Annotated in this window: 14 protein-coding genes and 1 pseudogene; 7 read left to right on the forward strand and 8 right to left on the reverse strand. The window is 38.1% G+C overall.

The window, feature by feature from the left end:
* Nucleotides 1-366 precede the first annotated feature (366 nt).
* Nucleotides 367-1,413: pseudogene (locus tag L655_RS01000000125985) on the reverse strand (GGDEF domain-containing protein).
* Between the two features lie 116 nt (nucleotides 1,414-1,529).
* Nucleotides 1,530-2,435 (reverse strand): HTH-type transcriptional activator IlvY, encoded by a 906-nt coding sequence (gene ilvY, locus L655_RS0121020; RefSeq protein ID WP_024606187.1) that lies wholly within the window; start codon nucleotides 2,433-2,435, stop codon nucleotides 1,530-1,532.
* Nucleotides 2,436-2,573: 138 nt separating this feature from the next.
* Between ilvY and ilvC the strand changes: the two genes are divergently transcribed.
* Together ilvC and L655_RS0121030 are read left to right on the forward strand one after the other, a co-directional pair.
* Nucleotides 2,574-4,046, forward strand: a complete 1,473-nt coding sequence (gene ilvC, locus L655_RS0121025; RefSeq protein WP_024589917.1) for a ketol-acid reductoisomerase — start codon at nucleotides 2,574-2,576, stop codon at nucleotides 4,044-4,046.
* A 194-nt stretch (nucleotides 4,047-4,240) separates the two neighbouring features.
* Nucleotides 4,241-6,160, forward strand: coding sequence for a methyl-accepting chemotaxis protein (locus L655_RS0121030; protein ID WP_024606188.1), 1,920 nt, complete (start codon nucleotides 4,241-4,243; stop codon nucleotides 6,158-6,160).
* Nucleotides 6,161-6,248: 88 nt separating this feature from the next.
* Here the strand turns inward: L655_RS0121030 and L655_RS0121035 are convergent, their stop codons facing one another.
* Entirely contained in the window at nucleotides 6,249-6,578 is a 330-nt protein-coding gene (locus L655_RS0121035) for a GIY-YIG nuclease family protein (protein WP_024606189.1), read from the reverse strand.
* 107 nt (nucleotides 6,579-6,685) lie between these two features.
* On the opposite strand from L655_RS0121035, the gene bamE reads away from it, so the two are divergent.
* Nucleotides 6,686-7,045 (forward strand): outer membrane protein assembly factor BamE, encoded by a 360-nt coding sequence (gene bamE, locus L655_RS0121040; protein WP_004335706.1) that lies wholly within the window; start codon nucleotides 6,686-6,688, stop codon nucleotides 7,043-7,045.
* Nucleotides 7,046-7,178: 133 nt separating this feature from the next.
* Here bamE and L655_RS0121045 read toward each other — a convergent pair whose 3' ends face one another.
* Entirely contained in the window at nucleotides 7,179-7,502 is a 324-nt protein-coding gene (locus L655_RS0121045; RefSeq protein ID WP_007584122.1) for an RnfH family protein, read from the reverse strand.
* Complete coding sequence (locus L655_RS0121050) at nucleotides 7,499-7,939, reverse strand: type II toxin-antitoxin system RatA family toxin (protein WP_007584120.1); 441 nt, start codon at nucleotides 7,937-7,939, stop codon at nucleotides 7,499-7,501. The genes L655_RS0121045 and L655_RS0121050 overlap by 4 nt, the downstream gene beginning before the upstream one ends.
* Before the next feature lie 146 nt (nucleotides 7,940-8,085).
* Between L655_RS0121050 and smpB the strand changes: the two genes are divergently transcribed.
* Together smpB and L655_RS01000000125990 are read left to right on the forward strand one after the other, a co-directional pair.
* Entirely contained in the window at nucleotides 8,086-8,565 is a 480-nt protein-coding gene (gene smpB / locus L655_RS0121055; RefSeq protein WP_004335699.1) for an SsrA-binding protein SmpB, read from the forward strand.
* 462 nt (nucleotides 8,566-9,027) lie between these two features.
* Nucleotides 9,028-11,583 carry a TonB-dependent receptor gene (locus L655_RS01000000125990; protein WP_050582232.1) on the forward strand — a complete coding sequence of 852 codons (2,556 nt, stop codon included), beginning with the start codon at nucleotides 9,028-9,030 and terminating at the stop codon, nucleotides 11,581-11,583.
* Between the two features lie 87 nt (nucleotides 11,584-11,670).
* Here L655_RS01000000125990 and L655_RS0121065 read toward each other — a convergent pair whose 3' ends face one another.
* Together L655_RS0121065 and fadR are read right to left on the reverse strand one after the other, a co-directional pair.
* Nucleotides 11,671-12,276 (reverse strand): peroxiredoxin C, encoded by a 606-nt coding sequence (locus L655_RS0121065; protein WP_007378637.1) that lies wholly within the window; start codon nucleotides 12,274-12,276, stop codon nucleotides 11,671-11,673.
* A 362-nt stretch (nucleotides 12,277-12,638) separates the two neighbouring features.
* Nucleotides 12,639-13,352 carry a fatty acid metabolism transcriptional regulator FadR gene (gene fadR / locus L655_RS0121070; protein WP_024606190.1) on the reverse strand — a complete coding sequence of 238 codons (714 nt, stop codon included), beginning with the start codon at nucleotides 13,350-13,352 and terminating at the stop codon, nucleotides 12,639-12,641.
* Between the two features lie 544 nt (nucleotides 13,353-13,896).
* On the opposite strand from fadR, the gene dsbB reads away from it, so the two are divergent.
* Nucleotides 13,897-14,415, forward strand: coding sequence for a disulfide bond formation protein DsbB (dsbB, locus tag L655_RS0121075; protein WP_007584117.1), 519 nt, complete (start codon nucleotides 13,897-13,899; stop codon nucleotides 14,413-14,415).
* Between the two features lies 1 nt (nucleotide 14,416).
* Nucleotides 14,417-14,719 carry a DUF6170 family protein gene (locus L655_RS0121080; RefSeq protein ID WP_024606191.1) on the forward strand — a complete coding sequence of 101 codons (303 nt, stop codon included), beginning with the start codon at nucleotides 14,417-14,419 and terminating at the stop codon, nucleotides 14,717-14,719.
* Nucleotides 14,720-14,743: 24 nt separating this feature from the next.
* Here L655_RS0121080 and L655_RS0121085 read toward each other — a convergent pair whose 3' ends face one another.
* Nucleotides 14,744-15,040, reverse strand: a complete 297-nt coding sequence (locus L655_RS0121085) for a ComEA family DNA-binding protein (protein ID WP_024606192.1) — start codon at nucleotides 15,038-15,040, stop codon at nucleotides 14,744-14,746.
* Nucleotides 15,041-15,257 lie beyond the last annotated feature (217 nt).

Genomic DNA, 15,257 nt, shown 5'->3' on the forward strand with positions numbered 1-15,257 from the left:
TAAATTAAGTAAGTTCCCCATACTAGCAAGGTCTTTTTAAACTAGCTCTAGCTGGTTACAATTATTCACAATTTGTATACAAAAATGTTAACTTTATGCTTTTCGGACTATTTATCTTTCAAGGTAGTTGTGTCTAAGGATTGTACTTTGAGTTGCTTGTGTAGTTTTTGACTAATAGTACTTTAAGATACTTTGAAAATGAGGCACAACGTAGCAAATGCAATTATTCAAATAAAAAATTACTAAGAGCTAACTCGCTACAGCTCTATTGGGTTTTACCTGCTTGTTTACCAAAACTGAAGTTGGATTAAATCGCCCTAAATTGAGCGGCTTTAACCCAAATAAATCAAAAACCTCTGGCACTTATTAAATATCAGGGGCTATTTCTATACGATTTCGTCCATGTGTTTTGGCAATGTATAAGGCTCTATCTGCACGCTCAACTAAAACAGAACTATTTGTAAATGGCCGTAAAATTGCTAAGCCAAAACTTGCTGAAATAGCACGTTTTGCAGTTACATCATGCTTTTTACGAATCGCCAATTTTGCTATTGCTAAACGAATACAATCTGCAAATGCTATTATATCGTTAATAGTGTCAAAGTAGGCTGTTATGCAAAACTCCTCGCCACCGTATCTATACACATTTGCAGCTTCAGTTGTATTTTCTCTCACTTTTTTAGCAACTAGCCTAAGCACTTCATCACCCTTTTGATGGCCAAAATCATCGTTAAAGCGCTTAAAATGATCAATATCAAACATAATGAGTACGGCAAGAGAGTCTTCTTGCGCTTGCTCTGAGTATTCGAGGCAAAAGTTTACAATATCAGAATCAAACTTACCTCGATTATAAAAACCCGTAAGCGTGTCGATATCGGCTGCTTCCTTTGAAATATTGAGTGCTTCTTTTAAATCTTTTATTTCATTGTAGGCAACGGCTAATTTAGTCTGAAACTCCCGAGCATAATCTTGCATTGCAATAGAATCGTCGGTTAAACGCTCAACACAACCTAGTATCTCATTGTAAGAGTTTACATCAACAAGCATATTTAATTCATTTTGTGAGTCAACTAAACTCGTCGTAAAGCTTTTAGAGTGATCAAGCGTTGTGCTTATATCTTGCTGAACTTACTCCATAGTTGTATGAAATTTTTCAGTCATTTCTTGAAAAAAAACGAGATCGTCTTGCGTTAAATGTTTATCAAAAATTTCTTTTGCTTTGTCTTGTGAACATGTTTGTTGCAGAGCAATAACATGGTCTAACTCAGCATTTAATGAAGGTTTGTTTCCTTGAATATAACAGTACCAAATTGCATAGTTGATGGGTGTAACCGGCATTCGGTATTTTACCATCAAAGGAATCGCCTTTTTTAGGCATTGAGCAGAATGAGCAAGTGATTCGGCGTGGTTCATAAATAAACTCTCAAGCGTCATTGTTTTTGTTATTAGCGCTCAATGTTAAGTAACAGTAAACTTATACGCAACCTCTATTCATACTATTTAACTAACTTGCTTATTCTCTGCGCGCATTAAATCGCTTTTGCATCTAAAGTTTGCGCAATATTCCACAAAGCACTGATTGCAGGGTCATTTAACTCTTTCCTTAATACTGCCAAACCAATATCAAACCCATCAGGTGCTTGCATTTTTGGTGTTAGTATTTGTACTTTATCTTGCAGCGGGCTGTTATCTAGCACTATTTTAGGGACCATTGCGACACCTAATCCTAAGCTCACCATGGATACCATTGCTTCGTGCCCAGCAACCTGTGCGTAAATTTTCCCGTGAATATTATTTTTGCGCCACCAGTGTTCTAACCTTTGGCGAGAAAAACCTTGTTCTGGCACAATAAATTCTAAATCAGACCAATTAATGTCATCACCATTCTGCGTTAGTTTTTGTGTGATCGGGCATTGAATTTTTGGGCCAATTAATAAAAGTGGAGAATGCCCTATATCTACAAAAGCAATTTGCGCCAGTAACTTATTTGGCTTAGCTGCAATAGCCATTAATTCATGCCCATCTAATACACGGTTTATAGCAAGTGCAGGGTCGCCTGTATTTAATGTTATTTCTATATACTGATGCTGCGCACGAAGTTGCTCTAATATTTGATGTAAAAAACTATAAGATGCAGTAACCGAGCAATAAATACTTACTTTGCCGTAAATATGTTGTTGTGGGTCTTTCACATTCGTTTTAAACCGCTGCCAATTAGCAAGAGTTGCTGTGGCGTAATCAATAAACGACTCACCCTCACGCGTTAATTTAACACTGCGGTTATCGCGTACAAATAATGCAACACCGACCTCTTCTTCCAAGTGTTTTATATTGCGGCTTAAAGTGGGTGCGCTTATATGACAAAGCTCGCTTGCGCGTCCAAAATGAAGTGTTTTAGCCAGTGCTAAAAAGTAGTCTAAATGTTTATGATCCATGCCAAACCCAGTATTTCATATTATGAAACACTTTAATTCAAATATATCATTTTACGCAAGCAACGATTTTACATATGGTGTTTGTAAGCGCAATAAATCTTGCGCATCTAACAAACATGACTTTATAGGACACTAACAATGGCGAATTATTTCAATACCTTACCTTTACGCGAGCAATTAGCGCAATTAGCGCAATGTGAATTTATGGACGCAGGCGAATTTGCCGATGGCGTTGACGCACTTAAAGGTAAAAAACTAGTTATTGTAGGCTGTGGCGCACAAGGTTTAAACCAAGGCTTAAACTTACGTGACTCTGGTTTAGATGTTTCTTACACATTACGTGCTTCAGCTATTTCTGAGCGTCGCCAATCATTTTTAAATGCGTCTGAAAACGGCTTTACTGTTGGTACTTATGAAGAATTAATACCTACCGCTGACGTAGTACTTAACTTAACGCCAGATAAACAACATACCGCTGTAGTAAGTGCAATTATGCCACTTATGAAAAAAGACTCTACACTTGCTTACTCTCATGGTTTTAATATCGTTGAAGAAGGCATGCAAGTACGTGAAGACATTACTGTAATCATGGTTGCACCTAAGTGTCCTGGTTCTGAAGTACGTGAAGAATACAAACGCGGTTTTGGTGTACCAACTCTGATCGCAGTTCACCCAGAAAATGACCCTCAAGGTCTTGGTTTAGCACAAGCTAAAGCGTATGCAGCGGGTACGGGCGGACATCGCGCAGGTGTACTTAAATCATCATTTATTGCTGAGGTTAAGTCTGACCTAATGGGCGAGCAAACCATTTTATGTGGCATGTTACAAACTGGCTCTATTTTATGTTTTGATAAAATGGTAGAAAAAGGCGTTGATGCGGGTTATGCATCAAAACTAATTCAATACGGCTGGGAAGTAATTACCGAAGCACTTAAGTACGGTGGCGTTACTAACATGCTTGACCGCCTTTCAAACCCAGCAAAAGTAAAAGCGTTTGAACTAAGTGAAGAGCTAAAACTAATTATGCGCCCGCTTTATAATAAGCATCAAGATGACATCATCGACGGCACTTTCTCACGCACTATGATGGAAGACTGGAATAACGATGACGTAAACTTACTTAAATGGCGCGCAGAAACGGCAGAAACTAACTTTGAAAAGACCCCTGCTGGCGATGTGGAAATCTCAGAACAAGAATTTTTTGATAACGGTATTTTAATGGTAGCAATGGTTAAGGCAGGTGTTGAACTTGCATTTGAAACCATGACAGCAGCCGGCATTATCGAAGAGTCGGCCTACTACGAGTCATTACACGAAACGCCATTAATCGCCAATACTATTGCCCGTAAAAAGCTTTTTGAAATGAACCGTACTATCTCTGATACTGCAGAATACGGCTGTTATTTATATAACCATGCATGTTTACCATTACTTGCTGATTTTATGAAAAACGTTGATACAGACATTATCGGTAAAGGCCTTGGCGAGCACAGTAACCAAGTTGATAACCAAACATTAATTCAAATTAACGCTGCATTGCGCGAACACCCAGTTGAGAAAGTAGGTGCTAAATTACGTGGCTACATGTCAGCAATGAAAAAGATTGTTTAACCCTAAACAGTAAATGTTTCGCTTGTTAGAAACCAAGCCCGTATGCTTTTTGCATGTGGGCTTTTTTATGCTCATTCATAAAACTTTAATCATCCAACGCTACCTTTTATCCATCCCTTTATAGGCAATATTTAGATCAAAATAAATAATGTGCTAATATAGTCCTCTACTCAGTTGTAAAATTAATTAATATCATGACGATACAAAACCTTTCTATTACTCAAAAAATCACAGCTTTAGGCAGTGCTATTGCTATATGTGTAGCCGCGCTTATTGGCTTGACCTCTTTATACAGCTCAGAAGATATAATTGAGCAACGTATGATTGAGTCAGAGCTCCCTAGTAAACTGCAAACAATCAGCAATCACATAGGCGGTGAAATCAACGAGTTACTCGGTGCTGCTCAGCAACTATCATCAAACGAATTTATTTTACAATGGGCTCAATCAAACAACCAAGACGATACATTACTATTAAAAGAATTAAATCGCGTTGCCCAGCAATACGATTTAGCCACAGCATCTTGGGCAAATAGAGACACTGCACAGTACTGGAACCAGAATGGGTTTTTGCGTGTGTTAAAAAACGATGCAGCCGATGGCTGGTTTTTTGCTTTTAAGCAATCAAAACAACCTTACTCTATCAGTATTTATCAAGAGTCAGCCAATGATGTGAAAATGTTTGTAAACCATCAGCAGGCCAATGGTACTGGTTTAGCAGGTCTTGCAAAAAGCATCACTGATATGCAAAAGCTATTACAGCAATTTAAAATTGAGCAAACAGGCTTTGTATTCATTGCAGATAAAAATGGATTGATTCAGCTTCATAAAGATGCAAGTAAAGTAGCTAAAGCAAATATTGATGATTTGTATACTGCAAATATCCACAGCCAACTATTTAATAGTAATGGCTTTGCACTAGAAGAAATTAATTTAAATGGCGAACCGACACTTGTAGCTGCTACGCCTATTAAAAACACCGATTTATATGTTGTAGCTCAAGTACCAAAAAGTGAAGTTTTCGCAAGTGTAAATACCTTACAATGGCAAATTTTTACCTTTACGATAATTACAGCATTAGTTGCGAGTTTAATCAGTTACTTACTTGCACGCTCACTTTCATCTCCACTTTCTAAAATGGCTGAGTTATTTTCACGATTAGGCTCAGGCGATGCAAATTTAGCGTACCGCTTACCAGAATCGAGCCAACCAGAGCTTAACAACCTAAGTAATGGCTTTAATCAGTTTATTAACAAAATAGAAACAGCCATTACTCAGGTTGCAAGCGAAAGCCACGATATACGTCAAAGCTCTGATCATGTATTTGAACAAGCCAAACGAAATTCTCAAGCAATAGATCACCAAAAAGAACAAACAATATCTGTCGCAGCAGCAATCAACGAAATGGGCGCCACAGTACAAGAAATAGCGCAAAGCGCAGCAAATACAGCTAAATTAACCGATAACAGCCGCGAAAACACCATTCAAAGTCACAAACAAGTACTCCAAAGCCAAGCAACTATATCAGCCCTTGCCAGCGATATTGATGGCATAACAGAGCAAGTTACTTTGCTTTCTAAAAAAACGGTTGATATTGCAAGTATTGTTGACTCAATTAGAGGCATATCGGATCAAACTAATCTACTTGCTTTAAATGCTGCAATTGAATCTGCTCGCGCAGGTGAACACGGACGCGGCTTTGCTGTTGTTGCTGATGAAGTACGTGCACTGGCAAACCGTACATCGCAATCAACCACCGAAATTCAATCTATGATTGAAGAGCTTACAAGAATATCTGACGATGTAGTTAACGATATTGGTCAATCGAAAGATAAAGCTCAGCAAAGCGTTGGTGCTATGCAAAGCTCTGTTGAATTACTTGATACAATAACCGAAACAGCAAATGAGATAAACGATATGGCTACGCTCATAGCGACTGCAACTGAGCAGCAAAGTAATGTGGTTGCCGATGTAAGTCGTAATATTGAGCAGATTAGCGAAATTAGCGATAAAGCAATGAGCGAACAAATCAATACAGAGCAAGCTATTCGAGACTTAGCAAACAGCGCACAAACCCTTGATGCACTTGTAGCTACCTTTGAAAAGCATCGCTAAGCGACTCTAATATTACACGCCAGCTATGAGCAAAAACTATATTCGAAGATAGTTTTTGCTCATAGCTAATATGCTTAATTTATACAAACTAAGTGTTTTCACTATCGCCGCTATTAAACGCTAAAACGTACGCTTCCTTTTTAGCTCTAGGAAGCTTTTTTAATTGATACTCAAGCTTACTTGCTTCACTTTTATTACCTACTTGTTGTTGATGGATAAGTAAAAGAGGCCCTTTTCCTCTAAGGTTTTTAGCTCCTTTACCAGCCTGATGAGTTGCAAAGCGTTTTTCAACATTAGTCGTGATCCCTGTGTACCAATGACCAAATCGTGTTTCAACTATATATAAAAACCAAGTAGACTCAGTTTTTAAAATATTCGTTTCAATATACTGTAAACTTTTTTCATTATCATTGGTCAAAACATTACCTTAACGCCCTTAACATAAAACAATTGCTTAAAAGGGTTTTACCTTCAGTGACTAATCGGTATCATGCAGATTATAAAAAATAAGGATCACAACTAACAATGCAGTCGTTAAAAACTTTTTCTCTTTGGCTTATCGTCGCTTTAACACTTAGCTCAGCAGCAGGTTGCTCTAGCTGGGTATACCGAATTAACATCCCACAAGGCAACTTTTTAGAGCAATCGGATGTTGAAAAACTTCGTGTAAATATGACCCGAGAGCAAGTTGTTTATGTATTAGGTAGACCTATTGCCGAGGACGCCTTTGATAACAATACTTGGCGCTATATTTACAGCTTTAATAAAGGCCGTAAAAACGAACAAAATAAAGAGTTAGTAATTAACTTTGAAAATGAAAAGTTAGTTTCAATCTCAGGTGATTATGACCAACCTGAAAACTTTACTACACCGCTAGAGCAATAAACGTCTCAGGTAGTAAAAAAGGTGAGCATGGCTCACCTTTTTTATTGGTTTACTTAAAAAGCTTTTACCATTTTAAACGACGTTAGCGTGTGATTTAATCTGTTAAATTGTTCGAAGTTTATGCCGATTGGTATTACTTCTCGAGTGGGCGACCACCCGTTATTTTATTTGCACGCCCCTCTTCTTTTGCTTTTTCTGCACGTTTTCTGCGGGCATCTTTAGGATCTGCAATTAGTGGACGGTATATTTCTATACGGTCACCGTCTTTTAATTCATAGTTAGCTTTTACAGTTCGATTCCACACACCTAACGTTAGCGATGTGGCATCTATTTCTGGGCACTTTTCTATAATACCTGACTGAATAACAGCTTGCTCGACTGTAGTCCCTTGTGGCACTTCAATTGATAAACACGTGGCCGTGGTCGGTAATGCAAAGACCACTTCAACATTAATCATACTCGCGCTCCATAAACCTGTTTTGCACGTTGAGTAAATGCACTCACCATATTTTTTGCTACATCGTTAAAAATCTTTCCAAAGGCAAGCTCTATTAACTTACTTGAAAATTCAAACTCTAGGTGCAAATGAACCTTACATGCTTTGGCGTCAAGCTCTTGAAAATGCCAGCGCCCTTTTAACGTCTTAAACGGACCATCAACAAGGCGCAGTAACACGGTTTGCTCATCAACAAAGGTGTTTTCGGTGGTAAACCACTTTTTTATACCCGCCTTAGATATTTCTAAACTCGCGGTCATGTTATTATCATGCTGTGAAACAATTTTTGAGTCTGAGCAATTTGGTAAAAACTGCGAATAAGCTTCTACATCATTAACTAGATCAAACATCTCTTTAGTGCTGTACATAACCAGCGCACTTTTTTCTATTTGTGGCATACTCACTCCCAACTGTGTGGGCGAATTTTAGCAAGCTTTGCGCGTTTCCCCAAATTTTCATGCTGCTTAAGTTACAGCTTAATTTTTAAAAGCATTATTAAAAAATCGATGTAAAACATCTCACATTACGTATATTATAGGGCACTATGGCTAAGAAAAATTCATCAAAATCGACAAGTAATACCATCGCGCTAAACAAAAAAGCGCGACATGAGTATTTTTTACACGATAAGTTTGAAGCAGGTGTTGAACTACAAGGCTGGGAAGTTAAAAGCATCCGAGCTGGTAAGGTAAACATCACCGAAACTTATATTCATCTTAAAAATGGCGAAGCATTTTTGCTTGGCGCGCAAATCCAGCCACTTAATAGTGCTTCAACCCATGTAATTTGCGATCCGTTGCGTTATCGTAAGTTACTATTAAGCAGACGCGAACTTGACCGTCTACTCGGTGCAACAGAGCGAGATGGCTATTCATTAATTGCTACAGCTATGTACTGGAAAAAATGTTGGGTGAAACTTGAATTTCATCTAGCAAAAGGTAAAAAGTTGCACGATAAACGTGACGACGGGAAAAATAAAGATTGGTCTCGCGAAAAAGAACGTTTAATGAAACACAAAGTATAAGCACAACGCCTAACTAACAAGTTAGGCGTTTTTTTTTATTAAAAAAAACCAACTATTATTTGTTTTATTAATATACAACAAGATTACTATTCATTCAGAATATACATGTAAATAATTTATTACAATTTTATTGTGAATTAATTAATTTAATTATTACTCGCATTTAGGCTGTATTTGTTATTTCCAAAATAAAGCATATGCGCCTATTTCAACCTTCTTCAGCGCATAACATCTGTTTTAAAATCATCCAAAAACACACAAAAAACCATACTAAAATCACATTTCAGTCTAATTGCTAACACTTAAGTTACATGATATTAATGTCGTCGCTTGTTATATCAATCCGCTTAAATATGGGATTTATTTAACAGTTTAAAAAGGATTGGTATAGAGCAACTAAATTTATAACATATCAACAAGGACTTAAGGATGAAGTAATCAACTGCATTTACACCCAGCTTAATTGTAGGTGCTACAATCGCACTTTCAGCAGGTTTTACAACAACTTACGCTGCTGAAGAAGCTAACAAAGTAGAGCGCATTGAAGTAACTGGCTCACGAATCAAACGTTCAGATATCGAAGGACCTTCTCCGGTTCAATCAATCGCAAGAGCTGATATTGAGAACATGGGTTATGACAACCTACAACAACTCCTCGAAAGAATGCCTGTCGCGGGTAGCGGTACTTTCTCAACACGTGGTAACAACCAAGACTCAACTGCAAATGGGTCTGCTGCTGTTAGTTTACGTGGCTTAGGTGCTGATGCTACGCTCGTACTAATCAATGGCCGTCGTGTCTCTATTAGTGCATTTGCCGAAGGTATCACAAACTCATTTGTAGATATTAACAGTATCCCAGTTTCTGCCATTGAGCGAATCGATATACTAAAAGATGGTGCTTCAGCTATCTACGGCTCAGACGCAGTGGCGGGTGTTGTAAACGTTATCTTGAAAAAAGACATTGACGGTGTTGAAGTTAATTTGGGCTACGGTGGTACTGATGATCCCAATTATGAAGAAACGACAGCAAGTTTAGTATGGGGTACTACTAGCGAGAAAAGTAGCGCGTCAGTTATTATCGATTACTTTAAAAATACATCTCTTTCTTCTGATGAAATGGGCAGCTTAGGTACAGCAAATCAATCACCTTATGGTGGTGAAGATTTTCGCTCATCTCGTGGCTTCCCTGGATATTTTTATGTAGACGGTGTTAAAACAATTGATCCGGCTTGTCCTGCTGAAAATGCAACTTCAAGCGGCAGTTGTTTATTTGATTACGGCCCTTACGGTTATATCGCACCAGCGTCTGAACGCGTGGGTGCTATTTCTCAATTTGAATATAACTTTGATAATGGCATTACGGGCTTTTTAGAAATGGCAGTACAGCACAATACGTCTGTTGCGGCCGGAGCCCCTACCCCACTTGATGAAGATGCAGGCTTAACTGTCCCAGCTAGCCACCCTAACAATCCATTTGGTGAAGACATTCAAATTGGTCGTTACCGTACAGTTGATGCTGGCGCACGCCAATGGGATATTGAATCAGATACTCTTCGCTTTGTTGCAGGGCTTAGAGGTGAGTTTAATGATTGGAGTTGGGAAACCGCTGTACAAAAAGGCCGAAGTAAATCTCTGCAAACAGGTGATAGAACACAAGGTTGGGTGCGTACTGATTTCTTACAACAAGAAATTGATGCAGGAAACTACAATCCATTTGGTGGTACATACAACGACCCTGCTGTAATTGATCGTATTACAACAAGCTTAGTGCGTCGTGGTGAGTCTCACATGACTTCCTTTGATGCAAACATTACAGGTGAAGCATTTAGTTTTGGCGATGATGTAGTAATGATGGCTGCAGGTATTGAGTACCGTGAAGAAGACGTTAATGACATTCCTGATGATCAATTTCAACGTGGTTTAATATTTGGCACAGAGTCTGTATCTGCATCTGCAGATCGTGAACAATACGCAGCCTATGTCGAGTTTTCTATCCCTCTTGCTGATAATTTAGAGCTACAACTTGCTGGCCGTTACGATGACTACAGTGACTTCGGTACAACAACAAACCCTAAAGTAGCTCTTCGCTGGGCGCCTACTGATGAAATCACAGTGCGTGGCTCTTGGGCACAAGGCTTTAGAGCGCCTTATTTGGCACAAGTTGGTTTAGGTCCATCTCAAGAAAGCCAATTCTTTGTAGATACATACCGATGTGAAGCAACGGGCCTTGATTGTGATGCACTTGATTACAACATTGAATTTGCTGGTAACCCTGACCTTGAAGCTGAAGAATCAGAATCATGGAATGTCGGCTTTATTTGGGCGCCTTCTGCAGAGTTTGGTTTAAGTGTCGATGTGTGGAGCATCACTCAAGATAACAAAATTGATGAGCAAGAGTTTGGTCCAATTTATAACTCTGAGTGTAATAACCAAGATAGTACTGTATGTGTACGCTTAACACCTACAGGTGGCGATAGCTTAGGAACAATTCAAAAAATTTACAGCACATTTGAAAACGTTTCCTCGCAAGAAGTATCTGGGGTTGATGTTTCAGCTAACTACAATCACTCACTTGATGACTTAGGTTTATTGAAATTTAATTTAGAATGGGCATACCAAGATAAATTTGAAAAAGATGGCCGCGATTACACCGGTGAGTATGGCTATCCAGAGCACCGCTGGATTTTCTCTACAAACTGGGAAATTGGCGAGTTTAATACAAACGTAAACATCAGTTATGTAGGTGAGTTTGAAGATACCCCAGATATTGATTTTGACGGTAATTTAGACTTTGATAGCAATACATCACGTATGGTTGATTCGCAAACATTGGTAGATTTACAAACATCTTATCGTGTTACTGACTCAACTAAAGTATCGTTAGGTGTAAATAACTTATTTGATGAAGAGCCACCATTTGCAATTGGTGATGGCGACGCTGATCTATACGGTTATGCTTCAGGTGTACACAACCCTAGAGGCCGATACTTCTACACTAAAGCTAGCTTCTCGTTTTAACTTTGCGAGCTTATTTTAAAGTGAGCTAACGCTACAAATAAAAAAACCGCCAATTGGCGGTTTTTTTATTTAAAACTAAGGGCTAAATTATAGCTCGCCTTCGTTTTCAGATAAGAACTTAGCAACGCCTTCAGGGCTTGCGTCCATACCTTTTTTACCTTCAGTCCAACCAGCAGGACATACTTCACCGTGCTCAGTATGGAACGCTAGCGCGTCAACCATGCGAAGCATTTCGTCTATGTTACGACCTAGTGGTAAATCGTTCACTACTTGGTGACGTACGTTACCTTCTTCATCAATTAAGAAAGAACCACGGAACGCAACACCCGCTTCTGGATGCTCAACGTCGTATGCTTTACAAATTTCGTGTTTAACGTCTGCAACTAGTGCGTATTGAACTTTACCAATACCGCCGTCTGCAACAGCAGTGTTACGCCATGCGTTATGTGAGAATTGTGAATCGATAGAAACACCAATTACTTCTACGCCACGCTTTTGAAACTCTTCAAAACGCTTATCAAATGCAATAAGTTCAGAAGGACATACAAACGTGAAATCTAGTGGGTAAAAGAAGATAACTGCTTTTTTACCTTTAATTGTTTCATGAAGGTTATAGCTATCTACAATTTCACCGTTACCAAGAACAGCTGCAGCGGTAAAGTCTGGTGCCTGGCGGCCTACTAATACACCCATTTTATTCTCCAAATATTTTGAGTTTGTTTTCAATTGCTTTCGCAATGCTGGTACTTATATGGGCGCTAAAAATTAAAAACCAATAGCGCATACATATAATTAATTGGTATTCTAAAGTTATTCACTACAAAAGAACAATCGCATTTAACGATGTGAGCAATCGAAAATAACGAACACTTGCAACTTGCGCTAATATGCTTAAATAATAGGTCTAATTTAAAGTGTAAGTTGCGTTGTAACTAAGTAGAAATTTTAAAAATATCGAAGTGGTTTATGCATTAAACTTTTTAGAATTTCATATACGGTGGCGCTAAATTTTACAGATATAAAAAAACCTGCAAATGCAGGTTTCTCGCTTAGACTTAGTCCATTATATCTGAGGGCATATCACCACGGATTTTTTGCCAAATCTCACCCGTTTGATGACCATATTTACGCATCATAGAAATAGCACCATCATGCTCTTTCTTTTCTGCCAAAATGGTTAAATCTTTATAAAACTGACGAGCAAGTTCACGAGTTCCAGCATCAGAGAAGTAATGACAACCAATCTTTGAATAAAAGCCTCTAAAGCCGTTAAGTATTAATACATAAATACGGTTATTACCCGCAACGGCTAATTCGTGATGCACTTTATAATCATAGTCAGCAAATGCTTGAGCGGTGTCTTCTAGCTCATGGCTTTGTGATAAAATTTCAATCACGCGTTCAGGATTTAACTTAATTGCAGCACGTGTATAAATAGCACTAATATTAGTACGTGCAGATAAAAGCTGATCTGTCAGCTCTGGCATCTTGTCTTCATCTAAGCGCGCTAATGTTTCAAGAATGTTTAAGCCAGACGTTTCCCAAAAGTTATTTACTTTTGTTGGTTTACCATGCTGAATTGTTAACCAACCATCACGTGCTAAACGCTGTAATACTTCTCTCAAGGTCGTTCTTGTTACACCAATTAACTCTGAAAGTTCTCGCTCGGCAGGTAGAATTGAACCTGGAGGGAAATCGCCGTTCCAAATAGATTCAACTATATATTCTTCAGCAAATCCTGCTGGGCTTTTCGCTTTAAAAATTCTCATCCAGTTCCCACTCGAATTAATCAACACTCATCGTTTTACACGAATAACTGACTGATTGTACCAGAGGAAGCATAACTAACAAGTAAAGTCAGGTATATTAATAAGCAAATGAGTAGAAATTAAAGATTAATAAATAATAAAATTTAGGTTTTTCTAATATAGCTACAATGTATAAATATACAGAGCAATATTCATTGTAGGTACATTGTAATTATTGGTATTTTTTATTTACACCATACCTAGCTGAATCAACTTAAAACACATAAGTACATTAAAAAGGAACACCTATGCAACAGAGCGTTCTAACCGCAACTTTAAAGAATTGATTAGGCAATGTACCAATGTTGTATAAGTAAGCGATATAACTAAGCTTATGTATCAATGGGAACTAAGTCGAGCGTCATGTAGCCTCTGCTGAGGCTGCATTGAGTGGTCAAAAATTTCATCTTATAAAAAGCGACTTCGGTAGCTTTTTTTTCCTTTTTGTTGTCGCATACATTATCCTAGGTCATAATCTAACGTCTTATTTAAACGCGGAATTTTTATGAACTGGCTTGCGCAATTACCCACCCAACGTACCCCGTGGCTTTTATTTACAGCTATCGTTTTTTTACTTGAAGTGACCGCCCTTTTCTTTCAATACCAAATGGGATTGGCGCCTTGCATAATGTGCATATATCAACGTACAGCCGTACTGGGTCTATTAGGCGCAGGAATTGTAGGTTCGACTAAACCACAGAGCAAAGCAGTTCGTATATTAGCGTATGTAATTTGGGGTGTATCGAGTGTTTGGGGATATTTAATTGCTCGCGAGCATATTGATATGCAAACCACCACGGACCCTTTTGCATTTAGCTGTGAGTTTGAACCAAACTTCCCATCGTTTATGCCGTTACATGAATGGATACCTAGCTTTTTTCAGGCGACCGGGGATTGTGGAAATATAGATTGGCAATTTGTTGGTTTGAGCATGCCTGCTTGGATGGAAATTATATTTGGGATTTTCTCACTAACACTATTTATTATAGTTATTGGCCGTTTATTAATTAAAAAGTCGATTTGATATGTTCACATTTTTTTCAAGCCAATTAGATGAGCTTAAGCACCTAAAGGTACGCAAGCGTCAGGATGTAATAGCACTTTCTTTAAGTATGTTATCGCCAACTGATAAAGTGTTACTACGTATTATTAAATTAATATTACTAAGTCCACTATTTTTAATATTCACAGTATTTAAAGGTTGGATATTAATCCCGTTTTTGGTACTCGGCGGACTTTGCTACCCACTTTTAACAACACCTATTGAAATCAACTTTGCTAAAAAACACTTAAGCGATGCATTAAAACAATTTAATCAGGGCGCATAGCGCCCTGATTGTTATCTACTGCTATTAAAGTGAAATTTTCCCCTCTAATTTGGCTAATAGTTTTTTACCAATTCCTTTAACTTGCGATAAATCACTGACGCTTTTAAATTCGCAATTTTCTTCACGGAAGTCCACTATTGCCTGCGCTTTTTTCTTACCTATACCAGGTAACTTAGCAAGCTTCTCTGCATCGGCATTATTTATACTAATTGTCTCAACTTGAGGCATTTGCTTAGTTACTTCTGATAATTGTGCATACGCGGTAGTCGCGGGTAGTAAGCATAATAAGCTTATTATGAATAAATTTTTTAACGTTTTCATCAAACTTGTCCCTATTCTTCTTTTCTTAATTTTGAATATTGCTCAGGAAAACCAAAAAGTAAGGAACTGAAAAGCTCATCATTTAAAGTGTACCTAAACGCATTATCACTATGATCCGAAATCCTGAAAATGCAGCTGGTACAACAAGTGATTGCTTAACTAAAGTAAAGTTACCGTTTTTTGTCAAATTTAAGACACCTAAAAATTAATACTTCGC

The sequence above is a fragment of the Pseudoalteromonas sp. TAE79 genome (assembly GCF_000498015.1).
Lineage (GTDB): Bacteria > Pseudomonadota > Gammaproteobacteria > Enterobacterales > Alteromonadaceae > Pseudoalteromonas.

Coding starts and splice junctions, on each gene's coding strand:
- L655_RS0121030 (WP_024606188.1), top strand. CDS start 4,241: ATGACGATACAAAACCTTTCTATTACTCAAAAAATCACAGCTTTAGGC.
- ilvY (WP_024606187.1), bottom strand. CDS start 2,435: ATGGATCATAAACATTTAGACTACTTTTTAGCACTGGCTAAAACACTT.
- L655_RS0121050 (WP_007584120.1), bottom strand. CDS start 7,939: ATGCCACAAATAGAAAAAAGTGCGCTGGTTATGTACAGCACTAAAGAG.
- fadR (WP_024606190.1), bottom strand. CDS start 13,352: ATGAGAATTTTTAAAGCGAAAAGCCCAGCAGGATTTGCTGAAGAATAT.
- ilvC (WP_024589917.1), top strand. CDS start 2,574: ATGGCGAATTATTTCAATACCTTACCTTTACGCGAGCAATTAGCGCAA.
- smpB (WP_004335699.1), top strand. CDS start 8,086: ATGGCTAAGAAAAATTCATCAAAATCGACAAGTAATACCATCGCGCTA.
- L655_RS0121085 (WP_024606192.1), bottom strand. CDS start 15,040: ATGAAAACGTTAAAAAATTTATTCATAATAAGCTTATTATGCTTACTA.
- bamE (WP_004335706.1), top strand. CDS start 6,686: ATGCAGTCGTTAAAAACTTTTTCTCTTTGGCTTATCGTCGCTTTAACA.
- L655_RS0121065 (WP_007378637.1), bottom strand. CDS start 12,276: ATGGGTGTATTAGTAGGCCGCCAGGCACCAGACTTTACCGCTGCAGCT.
- L655_RS0121080 (WP_024606191.1), top strand. CDS start 14,417: ATGTTCACATTTTTTTCAAGCCAATTAGATGAGCTTAAGCACCTAAAG.
- L655_RS0121045 (WP_007584122.1), bottom strand. CDS start 7,502: ATGATTAATGTTGAAGTGGTCTTTGCATTACCGACCACGGCCACGTGT.
- dsbB (WP_007584117.1), top strand. CDS start 13,897: ATGAACTGGCTTGCGCAATTACCCACCCAACGTACCCCGTGGCTTTTA.